Here is a 15,912-nt window from a genome sequence, read left to right on the forward strand (position 1 = left end):
CCGCGTCCTGCGGGTGCCGTGCGATCTGCGCCGGCATTGGCGAACGCCTGGGGTGAAGACCGCGTAAGTGATCATCACCCGCCCGCAGGAAGTGATGTGCCCTGCCCCAGTACCCGCCGCCGGACGCGCTACACGCGCGGGTTCGGCCGGACGACGGCAGCCTGTCGCCGCCGTCGGGGTGGGCCGCCTGCCGCCTTCGCACGGACGCCGCCGTTGTCCTGGAGGCCGGAGACTGCCTTGGCGGATAGGGTGACGGCCCCCGGACAGTTGCGAGGACGTACCACAGCACCAGGAAGGCCGACCGCGTGGTAGGACGCACAGTGCGCGTGTGGCAGTCACTGTTCACCGCCCACCCCGCACGCACGGTGGTGATGTCCTTCGCCATGGTCATCCTGGGCGGGACCGCCCTTCTGGCCCTGCCCCTGTCCGCCGAAGCGGATCGGGCGACCGGGGTCGTCACGGCCTTGTTCACCGCCACGTCCGCGGTCTGCGTCACCGGACTCGCGGTCGTGGACGCCACTACGTACTGGAGCGGCTTCGGTGTAGGGGTCATCCTCGCGCTGATCCAGGTCGGCGGTTTCGGCATCATGACCCTCGCCTCTCTGCTCGGCCTGCTCGTCTCGGGGAAGCTGCGCCTGCGTATGCAGCTGACCGCGCTGGCGGAGACCAGGAGCCTGGGCATCGGGGACGTACGCCGCGTCCTGCTCGGAGTCGCCGGCACCACCCTCGCCGTGGAACTCTGCGTGGGCACCGTCCTCGCACTGCGCTTCCGATTCGGCTACGGAAACTCGCTCGGCGACGCCGTCTACCTGGGCTTCTTCCATGCGGTGTCGGCCTTCAACAACGCCGGATTCGCATTCCACGCCGACAACCTGACCCGCTACGCCCAGGACCCGTGGGTGACCCTTCCCATCGCTGCCGCCGTCATCCTGGGCGGCATCGGGTTCCCGGTCCTGCTGGAGCTGCTGCGGTACCGCAACCGGCGGCGCACCACCGGTCGGCGCACCTGGTCACTCCACGCCAAGCTCACCGTGATCACGAGCGTCATCCTGCTGTTGACCGGGACGGTGCTGACCTGCCTGCTGGAGTGGACCAACCGGTCCACGCTGGGGTCCTTCGACTGGGACGAGAAGATCCTCAACGGATTCTTCCACTCGGCGATGAGCCGCTCCGCCGGGTTCAACGCGCTCGACATCGGCGCCATGAACGCGTCCACCCTGCTGGTCACGTGCGCGCTGATGTTCATCGGCGGCGGCAGCGCGAGCACCGCGGGCGGCATCAAGGTCACCACGTTCGCGGTGCTCGCCGCGGCGATGGTCGCCGAGGTGCGCGGGGAGCCCAGCTCCTCCATCCTCGGCCGCCGGCTCAGTCCCCATGTGCTGCGCCAGGCCCTGACCGTTGCACTGCTGGGCGTGGGTCTGGTGATCGCCGCCACGCTGGCCCTGCTGACCGTGAGCAGGGCTCCCTTCGAAGGTGTGCTGTTCGAGGCCGTTTCCGCCTTCGGCACCGTGGGACTCTCCACGGGAATCACCGCGGACATCCCGGTCTCCGGACAACTCATTTTGATCATGCTCATGTTCGTCGGCCGGCTCGGGCCGGTCACCCTGGTCTCGGCCCTCGCGCTGCGCGAACGGACCCGCCGCTACCAGCTACCGGAGGAGCGACCTGTCATTGGCTAGGTTTCTGCACTCACTGCGCCGACGCCGTCCCAAGCGCCTCGGCGCCCCGGTCGGCGATCATGGCGACCAGCGGGTCGCCGTCATCGGCCTGGGCCGGTTCGGCAGCTCCCTCGCCCACGAACTGACCCGGCGCGGCTGGGACGTCCTCGGCATCGACACCAGCACATCGCTCGTCCAGAAGCACAGCGACGCGCTCACCCACTCCGCCGTCGCCGACTGCACCGACCCGGAGGTCCTCAACCAGCTCGGCGTGAACGAGTTCACCAGCGCGGTGGTCGGCATCGGCAACGACGTCGAGGCCAGCATCCTGGTCACGTCCAATCTGCTGGAGGCCGGAGTGCCCAATATCTGGGCGAAGGCCATCAGCCGCCAGCACGGCCAGATCCTGAAACGGCTCGGGGCGCACCACGTCATTCTCCCCGAGCACGACATGGGAGAACGCGTCGCGCATCTGGTGACGGGACGCATGCTCGACTTCATCCAGTTCGACGACGACTACGCGCTGGTGAAGACCGTCGCGCCGGACATCGTGACCGGCATGCCGCTCGGGCAGAGCGCGGTCCGCTCGAAGTACGGGGTGACCGTGGTCGGCATCAAGCGGCCGGGCGAGGACTTCACCTACGCCACCGCCGAGACCGTGGTGAAGCACGGAGACGTCATCGTCGTCACCGGGAAGACGCACGCCGTGGAGGCCTTCGCCGAGCTCAGCTGAGGGCGATCCCGGCTTCGGCGAACAGCCGGCGGCAGAGGGGACCGAGGCCCTCGGGGACGGTGAGGGAGCCGAGGGCCTCGTCCGCCGGCAGGAGGCGATGGTGGACCACCTCCACCGCTCGGGGCGGCCGGCGGGCAGGCCCGACCGCTGTCCGTCCCTGCCGACCGCGACGATCCGATCGCCGACGCCGCACACCGCCTCCGCGCCCTGCGGCCTGCTCGACGGGGGCTGCGGAGGAACAGGCACCCCGACCTGGGCAATCGGTGCACCGCGACCTGGAGCGACTAGCGCAAGTCCCGCTCCGTTGCCTCAGCGACGCGCTTGATGTTCGCCAGTCGCCGATCCCAGTCGGCCGCGAGCGCGGCCATCCACCGAGCCGTCGCGTCCAGAGCCGCGGGCCGCACCGCGTACCGCACCTCCCGTCCGGCCCGGCGGCCGGAAACCAGCCCGGCGGCGTCCAGGACGGCGAGGTGCTTGACCACCGCCTGCCGCGAGACGGGAAGTCGTTCGGCGAGCGTCGTCGCGGTGGCCTCGCCCTTGGCGGCCAGCAGGTCGAGCAGCTGGCGTCGGGTCGGGTCGGCCAGCGCGACGAGGACGCCGTCGACCGCCTCGCCGGGGCCGGGACGTTCGCCCGTCACACGGATGACTGTTCGGCGCGCGCCTTGAGCGCGTCGAAGCACTGGGGCCAGCCGACCGCGTGGTCCTTCAGGTTCTGGCTGCGCAGTTCCTCGGACCCGGCCAGCGCCGAGAACCCGCTCTCGACGACACGGAGCCGCGTCTGGTCGCCTTCCTGCGTCAGCGTGAACTCCACGAGAGTGCTGTTGTTCTCGCGCAGCTCTTCGCCGGGGAACGCGCTGGTCCAGCGGTACGCCACGTACGTGGGCGGCTCGACCTTCTCCACACGCACCGGGAATTCGCCGTGCTCGGGATGTTTCACCACCATCGACGCGCCTTCTTCGGCCGCGGTGCCGCCCAGGCTCGCCTCGTCGGCCACCCAGAACCCGGGCCGGGTCACCAGCGAACTGCTGGGCATCGGCGAGCCGGTCGCCTGAGGAGAGCACCCGGCGCAGTGGGGCCGTTCGAACTCGGCCGTCGGCGGCCCTCCGCTGCGGTCTCTCGGCTCACCGCCTGCCGAGAACCGCAACATCCTGCTCACCACCAAGGACGGCAGGCTCGTGCGCATCGCCTCCGGCGACCAGGACGAGATCCTCACCTTCTCCGCCGAGCACGCCCACGCCGCCACCGACGGGGGCCGGGTCGCCATCGGCCGCGCACATCCGGGCCCCAGAGGCGTGGTGCACTCCTACGAGGAGGCGCTCAACACACCTGACCTGGCTGAGCGCATGCTCCTCGAAGATCCGGTCCTGCGCGCCAAGACACCCTCACTGCGTACTTCGACTCGGGCTGCGTCTCGGCCGAGGCGGCCCGCCGGCTCAACCTCAGCGTCCGCGCCCCCACCTACCGCCTCGAACGCATCCACCGTCTCACCGGCGCCAACCCGGCGGACCCGATGCATCGCTACACCCTGCAGACGGCGGTCATCGGCGCCCGGCTCCTGGACTGGCCCGGCTCCGACGCCTGAGCCGCCGGTACACGTGTTGGCGAGGAGGGCTTCGGTCATTGGGCCGGCGTGCCACGTACAGCTGCGTCACCGTGCCAGCGCCCAGCTCCCAGGCAAGGGCCGACCGTCCGCCGAGCCCTCCTCGCCCCGCAGCATTGCACAGTGCAAAGGAGAGTGCCAGGGTTCGATACGTCCCTTCCCGGCTACCTCGGAGCCACGGCCTTCTCGACGTCCTCGAAGGTCGCGCCGTCCACGAGGCCGGTGTCCTCCAGGACTTCCATGTGGTCCAGGACGGTCTGGTTGGCCTGACGGGCATGACGGCGGATGAGGTCGTTCTGGCTGGCCGCCCTGACTTCACCGATCGTGGCGAAAATCTTCCCGTGCGAGGCCCGCAGCAGGTTGGCGAAGAGGCGGTCGAACTCGGCTCCCTGGGCGTTCTCCAATTGCCTGACGAAGTCCTGCTGCTCGGCAGTCGCCTCATTGGGGAGCTGGACGCCGAGGATCCGGGCGTCTTCGCGGACCAGTTGGTCGAGCTTGCTGTGACCGTCCATCAGATGCAGTCCGGCGCGCTTGACGGCCTCGCTCGACGCATGCGTCTGGGCCAGTCGACCCGCGGGGATCTCCCACAGACCCGCCTGCCGCACCTTCACGAGGAAGGTCTTGTCGATCTCGGTCACCGGTTGCGGGCCCGAAGGGGCGGACTGGGCACCGGTCGTGCCGGCTCCCGCGCCGGAGGAGTGGCCGGCACCCGCGCCGGAGGAGTGTCCATAGCCGTTCTGTGCCGCGACTCCCGCCGGCGACTGCGTGGCCGCGGCCTCACCGCCACTGCCCCGTACGACGATGAAAACGGTCGCGACGGCGGCGCATACGGCGGCGATCACCGCGATGGCCCGCATCGAGATCCTGGGCTGTACTGCGCGTCGATTCGGACGCATGATGCCTCCCGGTTCGGCATGAAATGGTCGTTCATGTCATCGGGAGCTGTTGAGGCGGCTGGCACGGCACGCAGCCAGGTGTACGGACGCGGGCGCCGGGGCGTTCAGCCGGCGACAAGGATCCGTAGCGACCGCCCAGCACGCGAGGTCACCGTCCCGCGCGGACGGCCTTCCTGAGCTGCGGTTCGGTAACGGGGCCACGCCAGAATGCTTCGCCTGTGAAATTTTTGCATAGTCTCAAGCTTTCGGTCGCTCTGCTGCGCGGTGCCAGGCGACCGGAGGAAGACCGCCCGCACCGCCTGTGACACCGCGAGGGTGGACTTGGCCGAGGAGTCACCGCAGCGCTTTGCCCTGCTGTCCGTACTGCCGTACGCCGTCATGGCAGTGGTCACCGTGGTCGACATCACCGCAGGGCCCTCGGTGGGATTCCTGCCGCTGGTGTCCCTCGGTCCGGCATTCGCGGGCCTGGCCGGCGGATGGCGGCGTACGGCGTTCATCGGAGCCCTCGCCCTCCTGCTCTGCCTCGGACTCGGGGTCTACGACGGCCTGTTCGCCGGCCGCCGCGGCTACACCGCGCTGGCTTCGGTGGCGGGAGTGACCGCGGCCGGACTGCTGGCCGCGGTGATGAGGCAGCGGCGGGAGGCCGAACTCGCCAGCGTCCGCTCCATCGCGGAGGTCGCTCAGCGGGTGCTGCTGCGACCGGTGCCACGCAGCGCCGGGCACCTGCGCGTCGGCGTCTCGTACACCTCGGCGGTCGCCGAGGCACGGATCGGCGGGGACCTGTACGAGGTCGTGGCCTCGCCCGGCGGCGTACGGGTGATCGTGGGAGACGTACAGGGCAAGGGGCTGGAGGCGGTGGAGACCGCGGCCGTCGTGCTGGGTGCCTTCCGCGAGGCCGCACATGACGAGCCCGACCTGCGAAGCGTCGGCGCACGGCTCGAACGTGTCGCCGACCGCGAGCTCCACGGCGAGAAGTTCGTCACCGCCGTGCTGGCCGAGGTGGGCGACGACCGGAGCGTCACCCTGCTCAACTACGGTCATCCGGCGCCCTTGATCGTGCGAGCCGACGGGGGGGTGCGCTTCGCCGCGCCACCTCGCCATGCTCTGCCGCTCGGTCTCGGCATACACGCCACGGAAGGGCCGGACCCGTACCGGGCGGACTTCACGCCGGAAGATCAACTCCTGCTGTACACCGACGGTGTCTCCGAGGCCCGCGACCGTAAAAACGGCTTCTATCCCCTCGCCGAGCGGGCCGCCCTCCTCAAGGACCCGGATCCCGAACTGGCTCTCCAGGCGCTGCGCGAGGACCTGGTTCGGCACGCGGAAGGCCCCCTCCACGACGACGCGGCCATGCTGTTGCTGCGTTACCACGGGAGCTGACAAGGCTCTGGCCCGGGGGCGGCGAGACGGCGATCCGGCGGGGCACGGTAGAAAGGGAGCATGGCCGACGAGGTGCAGTCCCCCCAGCGCGTCGACGATGTCGACGCGGTGACCCGTGCGGTGCTCACTGCCTCGCGACTGCTGGTCGCGGTCTCCGCGCGCTCCCTCGCGGCGGTCGAGGACAGGGTGACGCTGGCGCAGTTCCGGCTGCTCGTCGTGCTGTCCACCCACGGCCCGGCCAAACTCGTCGTGCTCGCGGACCGGCTCGGCGTCAATCCTTCCACAGCCATGCGCATGATCGACCGGCTGATCGCGGCCGGTCTCGCGGACCGCCAGACCAACCCCGAGAACCGGCGCGAAACCGTACTGCGGCTCACCCGCGAAGGCTGCGCGCTCGTCGAGGACGTCATGGCGAGACGCCGACAGGAGATTGCAACGATTGTGGAGCGCCTGTCTTTTGATCAACGCTCCGCTCTCATAGACGCCTTGACCGCATTCACCGAGGCAGGTGACGAGCCCGGCGTGATGGCGGGACACAACGGTCTGTCTCCACTGGGTTGGGCGGATGCGCCCATGCACCAGGGCTGATGAGTCGGCTCCCGCCTCGGCAACACCGGTGACGCAGCCTGCGGCCACATGCCTGGGGTGGCCGTTGTCGCCGAGCTGGTCGCCCTGCGCCCTTTGTGTACGCGGATGTCCTCGACGGTGAACCAGGCGGCCTGCAAGCAGTCCGTGCGGGGCGCTGTGACGGACGCGTCACGGCTGCCGTGAATATCCGGTGGCGGGCCCGGCCGTCCGTGGTCATCATCGCGGGATGCACGTCTTCCTGACGACCGAACGGCTCGGCTTGCGTTCGTTCACCGACGCCGACACCGACGACCTGTTCGCGCTGGACAACGATCCCGATGTCATGCGCTTCATCAACGGCGGCCGGCCGACGAGCCGCGAGGCGATCCGGGAGCAGACTCTGCCACGGCTCCTCCGCGACTGTCCGTGCCTTCGGACCCGAAGCTACTGGGCGGCGGAGGAGAAGGCCACCGGGACGTTCCTGGGCTGGTTCGAGTTCCGTCCCCTCGACGACCACAGCCCTGCCGTGGTCGAGCTCGGCTACCGGCTGAACAAGGCCGCCTGGGGCAAGGGCTTTGCCACCGAGGGCTCGCGGGCCCTGATCAGCAAAGGGTTCACCGACCTCGCGGTGGAGCGGGTCACCGCGAACACCATGACGGTGAACGCCGGTTCCCGGCGTGTGATGGAGAAGGCGGGCCTGTCGTTCCTCCGGAAATTCACCGGGGACTGGCCGGAGGCGATCGCGGGATCCGAGCACGGCGAGGTCGAGTACGAGCTCACCCGGGCCGACTGGCAGCAGCGCCGGTAGCTCCGCATCACCGCAGAAGGGCGGGCGCCAAATCGGCGCGCCGTCTGTTCACCAAGGGCAGTACGGGGGTGGAGCTCACCGCGTGCGGTGTCGAGGTGGTCAGCCGGGCCCGTGACGTCCTTGCCCGCGCGGATGTCCTCGGCCGGCGGCGGACTCTCACCCCGGGCACCACGCGCACCCTGCGGCTCGGCGCCACGAACACCCCGGTCCTGCCCAGCCTCGTGGCCGCGATACGCACGGCCTTCCCTGACCTGGCGATGTCGATGAGCAGTGTGTACGCCACCGGGGAACTGGTCAGACTGATGGAGAACGGCGAGCTGACGCCGCGCTGGGCGTCGACCACCCGGGGCTGGAACTGCGCCACTCCCCCGCCCTTGCGCACCGCGCCATCGTCACCGCGCCGGTGTTCGTGGCGCTGCCCGCCGATCACCCGCTGGCACACCGGGTGGAGGTGCCGCTCGAGGAGCTGGCTCAGGACACCTGGTTCGTGACACCCGACGACGGGGTGGGCCGGCCGGGTGCCTTCTACGACGCGTGCCGGGCGGCCGGATTCGCCCCGGCGGCCGAGCACGAGTTCAGCCCGCTCGACCAGTTGCAGGTGCTGGTCGCCGGCGGACACGGCGTCTCCGCGATCCAGGCTGCCCACAGGCCCTTCGACGGTGTGCTGATCAAACCGCCGGCCGGTACGCCGCTGTGGCTGAGGCACCTGATGATCTGGCGGTGCGACAGCGTCGACGACGTGACGGCGGAGGCGCTCCACCACTACGCGGCCGCGGCCTACCGGGAACTCATCACCCAGGCCCCGCACTTCCAGGCCTGGGCGAACCGGACCTACGCCGCCCCTCGCCCGCTGGGGCGGCCCGGCACCAGGGTCAGGTGACAGGGCCGGACGGGGGCGGTGTCCGCTTCTCGCGTCCGCGGCTCCGCCGCGTCACAGATACAGCCGGGACGAGTGGTCCACCAGTTGACGCAGTGCCGTGACGTACGCTTCGTCGCCGCCCAGGTCCGCGAGAAGGCGGTGTGCCTCCTCGCGGAAGGCGGTGAGGTCCCGCTGGTACCGGTGCTGGTTGGCGGGTGCGAGGAGCAGTTCGGTGAGCGCGTTCCTGGCGCGGGCGGATTCCCGGGCGGCGGCGTGCAGGTCCGTGAGGCGCTCTGCGGTCCCGGGCGCACCCTCCTCCAGGGCGCACGCGAGGAGATACGTCACCGTGCCGTTCAGCAGGTCCTCGTTGCGGCCGGAGAGGATGTCCTCCTGATCGTTGAACAGCTGCCACAGAATGCCGAAGACGTGGCCGAACTCGCGCCACAGCCCTATCTGTTCGGGCGGCGCTTCCGCGAGGATCGCGGCCATGGCGGTGATCATGCCGAAGGGCGCGCCCGACTTGCCCCGGTACACCTCGGCGACCGATTTCCGCGTGGCCCCGGAAAGGTCGCCGCGAATGTCGGCGAGTTGGCCTTCGGCGGCGACGGCTCCGCAGGTCAGGGCTTCCGTCGTCAGCGCGCCGCGGACCTCCTCCGGTGCCTGTAGGGCCCGGAGGATCTGCAGGGGCAGCACATGCCCGGCGACGACCGAGGCGAGCAAGGCTTCGTGAGGGCCGAGTTCGTCGCCGACAGGAGTCGAGCCGTTCCCGTCGGACAGATCGTCGAAGTAGCACGCCGATGTCCACCACAGCACATGCACAGCCGCTATCGGGACGGCCGGTTCCGGGCTGCCGGTCTCGGCGCCGTGCACCAGCAGGGGCAGCACCGAGAGCGGGTGCTTCAGCTGCTGGTGCCGTAAAAGGCCGACGACGGCGTTCTTCGTCCCGCTCGATGTCGCGCCGAGCCTTTCCAGCGCGCCGGCTGTCTCCGCGTCGATGTCCGCCGCGAATTTGTGGTGCAGGTCCTGGTACGACAGGGAGTTCACTGAAGCACGTCCTCTCGGGTGGTGGTGGGTCATGAGTAATTACCTCACGACAGCGAGGACGGGCACCGGGGCGGGACGGGTCTCTGAGTTCCCACAACGGGCGTGAGCCGGCGCCGCGCGCCTGCCCGCAGGATCGGGCCTGCCGGAAACCGGCAGGCCCGTGCCAAGGGCCTGAGATGGGTGGCGGCACCCATGGGGCCTCGGTCCATCCCGGGAGTCAGGCCGGGCCGGCGCCGTGTGACAGCCAAGGGTGGCCCGGGCACTCCTGCTACGGCGTGGCCACCATGGCGTGATGGGTGGTGAGGCCGTGGAGCTGAGCTCCACGTGACGGCAGAGGGCGCGGCACCCGTGCGGTACGCCGTCGAAGCCTGGCAGGTGATCGCTCCGGAGATCCAGGACTAACGGCCCGATGCGGAGCGGGCTCGACGACCGCCGTCGCCATCTGGCGAGGTGCTCGTCCACCTCGCCCGGCGGCAGTCCGGCCGACGTCGCCGCCGGGCTGCACCGCGTGGGCCGGCCGACCACGCTCATCCGGGCGCGAGCCGCGTGACTCAGACTGTCGGCCCCGGCCGCCTTCAGGGAGCAGGAGCGCTCGCCGAGGCACAGGAGGGGTGGCCCCAGCCGTCGGCGTTCTTCGCGATCGTCTCGCCCTTGGCGTACGGCCGGCCGCAGCGGCACCGGCCGGGGAACTTCGCGGTGACCGAACCGCGGGAGGACACCGGGGAGCGCCGCGCCGACCGGGGCCGGCGGGAGTGCGCTCCGGCCGCCCCCTGCACCGGGCTGTCGGGCGGCGGAAGAGCCGACCCGGCCGCGGAGCCTGCCGCCTGCTGCGTACGGGCGGTGTGGCCGGCCGCACCGTCCGCGGCCGCGTTCAGCCGGTCCCCGTCGATCTGGTGCGCCGGGGTGTAGACGAAGGTCACGTCCCGGTCGGCCAGCAGTTCGTCGATCGCCACCACCAGATCCCGGTTGGCCACCGGCGTGCCCGCGGCGGTCTTCCAGCCCTTCCGGCGCCAGCCCGGCAGCCAGGTGGTGACCGCCTTCATCGCGTACTGCGAGTCCATGCGCACCTCCAGCGGCACCGCTGGGTCGGTGGCCTCCAACAGCCGGCGCAACGCGGTCAGTTCGGCGACATTGTTCGTCGCGGCGCCGAGCGGTCCCGCCTCCCAGGAGGCCACCTCGCCGTCGTCGCCGGCGATGACCCACGCCCAGGCCGCAGGCCCGGGATTCCCCTTCGACGCACCGTCACACGCGGCAATGATCCGTTCCGTCATGCGCTCGATGCTGTCACGCCGGCCCACCGCGCCCGAATCCGCACCCTTGCCGTGCCGGGGCGGGCAGGCGCCGGGCACGCGGCGCGAGCGGGGCGCCCACAGGAGCCGAGACCCGACCGCGTCCGGAGCCCACGTCCGTACAACAGCCCCTCTTCGCGCAGGTCAGGAGCGTTCGACCCGACGCACATGTCCAACGCGTGCAGAAGAGGAGCACACTGGCAGAAGGGCAGGTGTACAGCGTGGGCGGTGCGGAGGTGATGCGGATGCCCAGGGGCCGGTCGCGTTCGCGCTACGTCCCGGATCGGGGACTCGCCACCCGCATGGTGACGACGATGTTCCTGATCGGGCTGCTCTATGTCGTCTTCGTCGGTGTCCTGCTCGTCCTCCTGCGGGACTCCTGGCCCGTCATCCTGCTGATCGCGGGCGGCCTGTTCGTCGTGCAGTTCTGGTTCAGCGACCGGATCGCGGCCTACAGCATGGGGGCCCGGGAGGTCACCCCCGAGCAGGCGCCTGAGCTGCACGGCGCCGTGGACCGCATCTGTGCCCTCGCCGACATGCCCAAGCCGCGGGTGGCGATCGCCGACAGCGACGTGCCGAACGCCTTCGCCACGGGCCGTAACCAGAAGTCTGCCCTGGTCTGCGCCACCACCGGCCTGCTGCGCCGCCTGAATCCGGAGGAGCTGGAGGGCGTCCTCGCGCACGAGCTGTCGCATGTCGCCCATCGCGATGTCGCGGTGATGACCATCGCCTCGTTCCTAGGTGTCCTCGCGGGCATGATGGCTCGCGTCGCGCTCTACAGCGGGCTCGGCCGCAACAGCCGTGACAGCAACGCCGCCATCGCGGTGATCCTGGTGCCGGTGATCAGTGGTGTCGTGTACGTGATCAGCTTCCTGCTGACCCGGGTGCTCTCCCGCTACCGCGAGTTGTCCGCGGACCGCGCCGCCGCACTGCTCACGGGCCGCCCGTCCGCACTCGCCTCCGCGCTGACCAAGGTGACCGGCGAGATGGCGAAGATCCCCACCCGTGACCTGCGCAAGGCTGAGCCGTTCAACGCCTTCTGGTTCGCCCCCGCGTTCTCCTCCAAGGAGAGCCTCAGCAGGCTGCTCTCCTCCCATCCGACACTCGAGCAGCGCCTCGACCAGCTCGGCCGTATCTCGGCGCGGCTCGGCCGTCCCTAGATCGGGAGCGGAGGTTCTCCTGTGGGACTCCTGGATGTCATCCTCGGCCGCAGCAAACCGGTACGTCCCGACCTCGACCAGCTCTTCGCTCTGCCGTCCGCCGCGATCAGCCTCCAGGCCGGGGCCGGATTCACCCCGACCGGCATCGGCGCCGTGTGTTTCGCCCGCGTCGAGGGCGGCGCCTTCGCCGAGCTCCGGAAGGAGGTGCGGGAGCTGCTGGACGCGGACACCGACCGGGGTGGCATACCGGTCGAGTTCAGCCAGGACGCGTACGACTACACCTGGCTCCTCGCCCGGCACCCCGCTGACGACACCGCCTCCCTGGTCAACGACCTGCACGCCGTCAACACCCTCCTTCAGGACGCCGGCTTCGGTCCGCATCTCCTCTGCTCCCTGATCGGCTTCCGCGAGGCGGCGGGGCAGCGCGTCCTGGCACTGGTCTACCTCTACAAACGCGGCACTTTCTATCCCTTCGCGCCGCTGCCCGACGGCACGCAGAGACGCGACAACGCGCTCGAACTCGAGATCAGGGCCCTGCTCAAGACCGACCTGCGCATCGAGGCGGACCTGACCCGCTGGTTCCCGGTCTGGGGCGCACCCGGGCTCGACGCGGGCGCGTGAGGCGCGCCGGCGCTGACCACATACCCCCGTCGGACGGGAATCTGTCGCCCAGTGGTGCGGCTGCCGCACCCTGTACCGTCCCTCGGCATGAGGCGGCCGGGCGGGTTCGCGGCCGCGCAGATGACGTGAGCCCCTGACATGTGGGCCCGCTGCCGAAAGGCGAGGGCCGTGGGCTGAGTCAGTTCGAGGAGTGGGGAGGACCTCGAAACACCGCCACGCACCGGTGGATTCGTCAATGCCTGAAGCGCCATCCGCGGTGGCGATGAACCGGCTGTGACGGGGGGCGATCTGCTTCCCGCTGCCCTGCCGTGGAAGCGTCCGGCACGGGTTCACGCACGTGATGCCGCCGCTTCCGTCCGGAGGTGAGCATCGCCAGCCCCAGGCAGAAGAGCAGCGCCAGTCCCACGCCGGAGAGGAACAGTCCCGGCGCATTCAGCGTCGCGATCTGATTGCCGAATATCTCCACGGTGTACTCGGGCCCGCCCGAGAAGTTCTCCACGACGGCGATGGCCGCGAATGCGCCGGTGGCCAGCACCAGCAGAAGCGCCAGCGCGAGCATCGCTCTCACCTCCCCATCCGGTCCTCGTTTCCTTTCCTGACCGACTACCCGAGGTCGACCGCTCCACACAGTCCCCTGCCAGCGCGACCCGACGCACGGCAGAGGACGGCCTCCCACGAAGCCGGCCCTGCGACGGTGGGTCGCGACGGCTCCATCGACGGGCTGTGCCTGCCCGCCGTCCCCGGCTGATGCACCGGGGGCCCACTCGCCGGACCCGATGGAGCCGACCAGGCCCGCTGATCAGCGCAAGGACGTCACCTGATCGAAGCAGACGCCCGTGCTCAGCGCGCTGGGCACGCCCGTCCCGCGTACGGTGACGATGGATCACGAGCCGTGTCATCCCAGTTCGCGTCTGCACAGCCCCGGCGGTCTGCCTGCACATCCAAGGCGGCTGACGTGGTAGGGCGTATCCAGGATGGAGAGAAGAGGCTTTCATGCCTGTGAACGCCACATACCCCGGCGTCTACATCAACGAGGTCAAGAGTTCGGTCAGGACCATCACCGGCGTACCGACCTCGGTCGCCGCCTTCATCGGCTACGCGCCCCGCGGGCCGGTCAACCGCCCGGTGCACATCACCGGATGGGCCGACTACGAAGCGGTCTTCGGCGGTCTGCAAGCGAGCAGCCCCATGAGCTACGCCGTCTACCAGTTCTACCTGAACGGCGGCAGCGAGGCCGAGATCGTCAGGGTGGTGAACGAGAGGGACGCCATCGCGGAAATTCCTCTCGGGAAGCCGCAGTCCGCGATCGGCAGCTCGTCGGCACGTCCTCCCCGCCCGTCCGGGGGCGCGAAAGCGGAGCGCAAGGCCGAAGGAGACACAGGCGCCGACGGGAATGCCGAGGAGGACGCGGGCCAGGAGGCCGGAACCCCGGCAGCCGAGCGCTCCTCCGCCGCCCCGCTCCGCCTCCAGGCCGCGAGCCGGGGTCAGTGGGGGCGGTTCCTTCGTGCCAGGGTCGACCACGACACCTCGGACGCGAAGGAGCTCAAGGCGGAGAAAGAGGAACTCAAGACGGGGAAAAGGGACAGGTTGTTCAACCTGACCGTCTTTGACTCCGGCAGCGGTGTGGAGGAGAAGTACCTCAACGCCAGCGTCGAGGAGGACAACCCGCGCTATATCAAGCACCTCTTGGCATCGTCACAGCTCGTCGAGCTGGTCCCGGGCAGTCTCGTGAGGTTTCCCGCAGCGAACCAGAAGGCGGAGGATGGCGACCCCTTCGGCGACACCAAGTACCACTCCACCGCCGAGATCGAAGATGACAGCGACAGTCCTCCGAAGCTCAAGGACTACAGGGGAGAGGCGCAGAACAAGACCGGCTTGTACGCGCTGCTCAAGACCGACATCTTCAATATTCTCTGTCTGCCCGATCTCCACATCACACTGGTGGAAGACGAGGCAGAGGTGCTCCGGAACGAGGCTCTGGAGTTGTGTTTCGACCGGCGCGCCATTCTTCTGGTGGACCCACCGCGCCAGTGGACCGGCGACGGGAACGGAGACACCGTCACCGTCGGCACCGTCGTGGACGCCCCGATCAAGCGAACGGACTCGCACAGGAACGCCGCGGTGTACTACCCCCGCATCATGGCGCCCGACCCCCTGCGCGCCGGAGTGCCCACGGCGTTCCCGCCTTGCGGTGTCATGGCGGGAGTCCTCGCCCGCACCGATGTGCAACGTGGCGTGTGGAAGGCCGCGGCGGGCACGGACGCGTCGCTGAACGGCGTGAGCGACCTGGAGGTGCAGCTGACCGATCTGGAGATCGGCAGGCTGAACCCGCTCGGCATCAACTGTCTGCGCCAGCTACCGGCCGCCGGACCGGTCGCGTGGGGAGCGCGCACCATGCGCGGCGACGACCGCCTCGCCGACGAATGGAAGTACCTGCCGGTGCGCCGCCTGGCGCTCTTCGTGGAGGAGAGCCTGTTCCGGGGCACCCAGTGGGTGGTCTTCGAGCCCAACGACGAACCGCTGTGGGCGTCGATCCGGCTGAACGTCGGGGCCTTCATGAACTCGCTCTTCCGCGCGGGCGCCTTCCAGGGCCGGACCCCTCAGGAGGCCTACCTGGTCAAGTGCGACAAGGAGAACAACCCGCAGAACGACATCGACCGGGGGATCGTCAACATCCAGGTGGGCTTCGCGCCGCTGAAACCGGCGGAGTTCGTCATCATCCACATTCAGCAGCTCGCCGGACAGATCCAGGTCTAGGAGGACACCTGATGCCGGAAGTGACGCGCCGGGACCCCTTCAAGAATTTCCGGTTCCGGGTGAAATTCAGCGGAGCCACGGAGTACATCGCGGGGATCAGCAAGGTCAGCGGCCTCAGGCGGACCACCGAAGTGATCAAGCACCGCGACGGCGGTGATCCCGGATCCAGCCGCAAGCTCCCCGGGCGTACCGAGTACGAGCCGATCACCTTCGAGCGCGGCTGCACCATCGACACGGCGTTCGAGGAGTGGGCCAACAGGGTCTGGAGCCTGAGGAATTCCTCGGGCGGCCTGGAGACCTCCCTCAAGGACTTCCGGCGGGATCTCATCATCGACGTCTTCGACGAAGGCGGCCAGCAGGTGATCTCCTACTCCGTCCGCGAGTGCTGGGTATCGGAGTACCACGGCCTGCCCGAGCTCGACGCCAACGCCAACGAGGTCGCCTTCGAGCGCATCACCGTGGAACACCACGGCTGGGTACGGGAACGCACCAACCCGCCCGAGCTGCCGCAGTTCAGCGACACCGCGTCCGGGTGACCCT

17 protein-coding genes and 1 pseudogene are annotated in these 15,912 nt (G+C 69.6%); 11 read left to right on the top strand and 7 right to left on the bottom strand.

Translation table 11 applies throughout. The features are described 5' to 3' along the window. Positions 1–305: 305 nt before the first annotated feature. On the top strand, positions 306–1,679 hold the full coding sequence (locus J7E88_RS32340) for a potassium transporter TrkG (RefSeq protein WP_308307691.1): 1,374 nt from the start codon (positions 306–308) through the stop codon (positions 1,677–1,679). Continuing rightward, a complete protein-coding gene (locus J7E88_RS32345) occupies positions 1,672–2,391 on the top strand; it encodes a TrkA family potassium uptake protein (RefSeq protein WP_215187025.1) in 720 nt (239 codons plus the stop codon). The genes J7E88_RS32340 and J7E88_RS32345 overlap by 8 nt, the downstream gene beginning before the upstream one ends. A 284-nt stretch (positions 2,392–2,675) precedes the next feature. Here J7E88_RS32345 and J7E88_RS32350 read toward each other — a convergent pair whose 3' ends face one another. Beyond that, entirely contained in the window at positions 2,676–3,029 is a 354-nt protein-coding gene (locus tag J7E88_RS32350) for a helix-turn-helix transcriptional regulator (RefSeq protein WP_215187026.1), read from the bottom strand. Continuing rightward, positions 3,026–3,424 (bottom strand): SRPBCC domain-containing protein, encoded by a 399-nt coding sequence (locus J7E88_RS32355; protein WP_215187027.1) that lies wholly within the window; start codon positions 3,422–3,424, stop codon positions 3,026–3,028. Before J7E88_RS32355 ends, J7E88_RS32350 begins: the two co-directional genes overlap by 4 nt. Positions 3,425–3,527: 103 nt before the next feature. On the opposite strand from J7E88_RS32355, the pseudogene J7E88_RS32360 reads away from it, so the two are divergent. Continuing rightward, positions 3,528–3,973, top strand: a pseudogene (locus J7E88_RS32360) (PucR family transcriptional regulator); the annotation flags it as partial. A 182-nt stretch (positions 3,974–4,155) separates the two neighbouring features. Here J7E88_RS32360 and J7E88_RS32365 read toward each other — a convergent pair. Beyond that, positions 4,156–4,887, bottom strand: coding sequence for a DUF4142 domain-containing protein (locus J7E88_RS32365; RefSeq protein ID WP_251023537.1), 732 nt, complete (start codon positions 4,885–4,887; stop codon positions 4,156–4,158). A 378-nt stretch (positions 4,888–5,265) separates the two neighbouring features. Here J7E88_RS32365 and J7E88_RS32370 point away from each other — a divergent pair, with 378 nt between their 5' ends. From J7E88_RS32370 to J7E88_RS32380, 3 genes are all read left to right on the top strand, one after another. Further along, positions 5,266–6,267, top strand: coding sequence for a PP2C family protein-serine/threonine phosphatase (locus J7E88_RS32370; protein WP_215187093.1), 1,002 nt, complete (start codon positions 5,266–5,268; stop codon positions 6,265–6,267). A 60-nt stretch (positions 6,268–6,327) separates the two neighbouring features. Continuing rightward, a complete protein-coding gene (locus J7E88_RS32375) occupies positions 6,328–6,855 on the top strand; it encodes a MarR family winged helix-turn-helix transcriptional regulator (RefSeq protein WP_215187028.1) in 528 nt (175 codons plus the stop codon). Positions 6,856–7,081: 226 nt separating this feature from the next. After that, positions 7,082–7,642 carry a GNAT family N-acetyltransferase gene (locus J7E88_RS32380; protein ID WP_215187029.1) on the top strand — a complete coding sequence of 187 codons (561 nt, stop codon included), beginning with the start codon at positions 7,082–7,084 and terminating at the stop codon, positions 7,640–7,642. Positions 7,643–7,649: 7 nt separating this feature from the next. Here the strand turns inward: J7E88_RS32380 and J7E88_RS36520 are convergent, their stop codons facing one another. Next, positions 7,650–8,024 carry a hypothetical protein gene (locus J7E88_RS36520; RefSeq protein WP_251023538.1) on the bottom strand — a complete coding sequence of 125 codons (375 nt, stop codon included), beginning with the start codon at positions 8,022–8,024 and terminating at the stop codon, positions 7,650–7,652. Here J7E88_RS36520 and J7E88_RS36525 point away from each other — a divergent pair. Then, positions 7,998–8,522, top strand: coding sequence for a LysR substrate-binding domain-containing protein (locus tag J7E88_RS36525; RefSeq protein WP_251023551.1), 525 nt, complete (start codon positions 7,998–8,000; stop codon positions 8,520–8,522). The genes J7E88_RS36520 and J7E88_RS36525 overlap by 27 nt on opposite strands. Positions 8,523–8,573: 51 nt before the next feature. On the opposite strand, the gene J7E88_RS32390 is transcribed toward J7E88_RS36525, so the two are convergent. Both J7E88_RS32390 and J7E88_RS32395 read right to left on the bottom strand, forming a co-directional pair. Continuing rightward, positions 8,574–9,545 carry a polyprenyl synthetase family protein gene (locus tag J7E88_RS32390; protein WP_308307692.1) on the bottom strand — a complete coding sequence of 324 codons (972 nt, stop codon included), beginning with the start codon at positions 9,543–9,545 and terminating at the stop codon, positions 8,574–8,576. 575 nt (positions 9,546–10,120) lie between these two features. Further along, positions 10,121–10,816, bottom strand: a complete 696-nt coding sequence (locus J7E88_RS32395; RefSeq protein ID WP_215187030.1) for a ribonuclease H — start codon at positions 10,814–10,816, stop codon at positions 10,121–10,123. A gap of 263 nt (positions 10,817–11,079) precedes the next feature. Here J7E88_RS32395 and htpX point away from each other — a divergent pair, with 263 nt between their 5' ends. After that, on the top strand, positions 11,080–11,994 hold the full coding sequence (gene htpX, locus J7E88_RS32400; RefSeq protein WP_215187031.1) for a zinc metalloprotease HtpX: 915 nt from the start codon (positions 11,080–11,082) through the stop codon (positions 11,992–11,994). A 21-nt stretch (positions 11,995–12,015) separates the two neighbouring features. Beyond that, positions 12,016–12,615 carry a hypothetical protein gene (locus tag J7E88_RS32405; protein ID WP_215187032.1) on the top strand — a complete coding sequence of 200 codons (600 nt, stop codon included), beginning with the start codon at positions 12,016–12,018 and terminating at the stop codon, positions 12,613–12,615. Positions 12,616–12,847: 232 nt separating this feature from the next. Here the strand turns inward: J7E88_RS32405 and J7E88_RS32410 are convergent, their stop codons facing one another. Continuing rightward, positions 12,848–13,174, bottom strand: a complete 327-nt coding sequence (locus tag J7E88_RS32410; RefSeq protein ID WP_215187033.1) for a hypothetical protein — start codon at positions 13,172–13,174, stop codon at positions 12,848–12,850. Between the two features lie 434 nt (positions 13,175–13,608). Between J7E88_RS32410 and J7E88_RS32415 the strand changes: the two genes are divergently transcribed. Together J7E88_RS32415 and J7E88_RS32420 are read left to right on the top strand one after the other, a co-directional pair. Beyond that, positions 13,609–15,372, top strand: a complete 1,764-nt coding sequence (locus J7E88_RS32415; RefSeq protein ID WP_215187034.1) for a phage tail sheath C-terminal domain-containing protein — start codon at positions 13,609–13,611, stop codon at positions 15,370–15,372. Between the two features lie 11 nt (positions 15,373–15,383). Continuing rightward, positions 15,384–15,908, top strand: coding sequence for a phage tail protein (locus J7E88_RS32420; protein ID WP_215187035.1), 525 nt, complete (start codon positions 15,384–15,386; stop codon positions 15,906–15,908). The last annotated feature ends 4 nt before the right edge of the window (positions 15,909–15,912 follow it).

Source organism: Streptomyces sp. ISL-10, from assembly GCF_018614575.1.
In the GTDB taxonomy this organism is placed as follows: domain Bacteria; phylum Actinomycetota; class Actinomycetes; order Streptomycetales; family Streptomycetaceae; genus Streptomyces.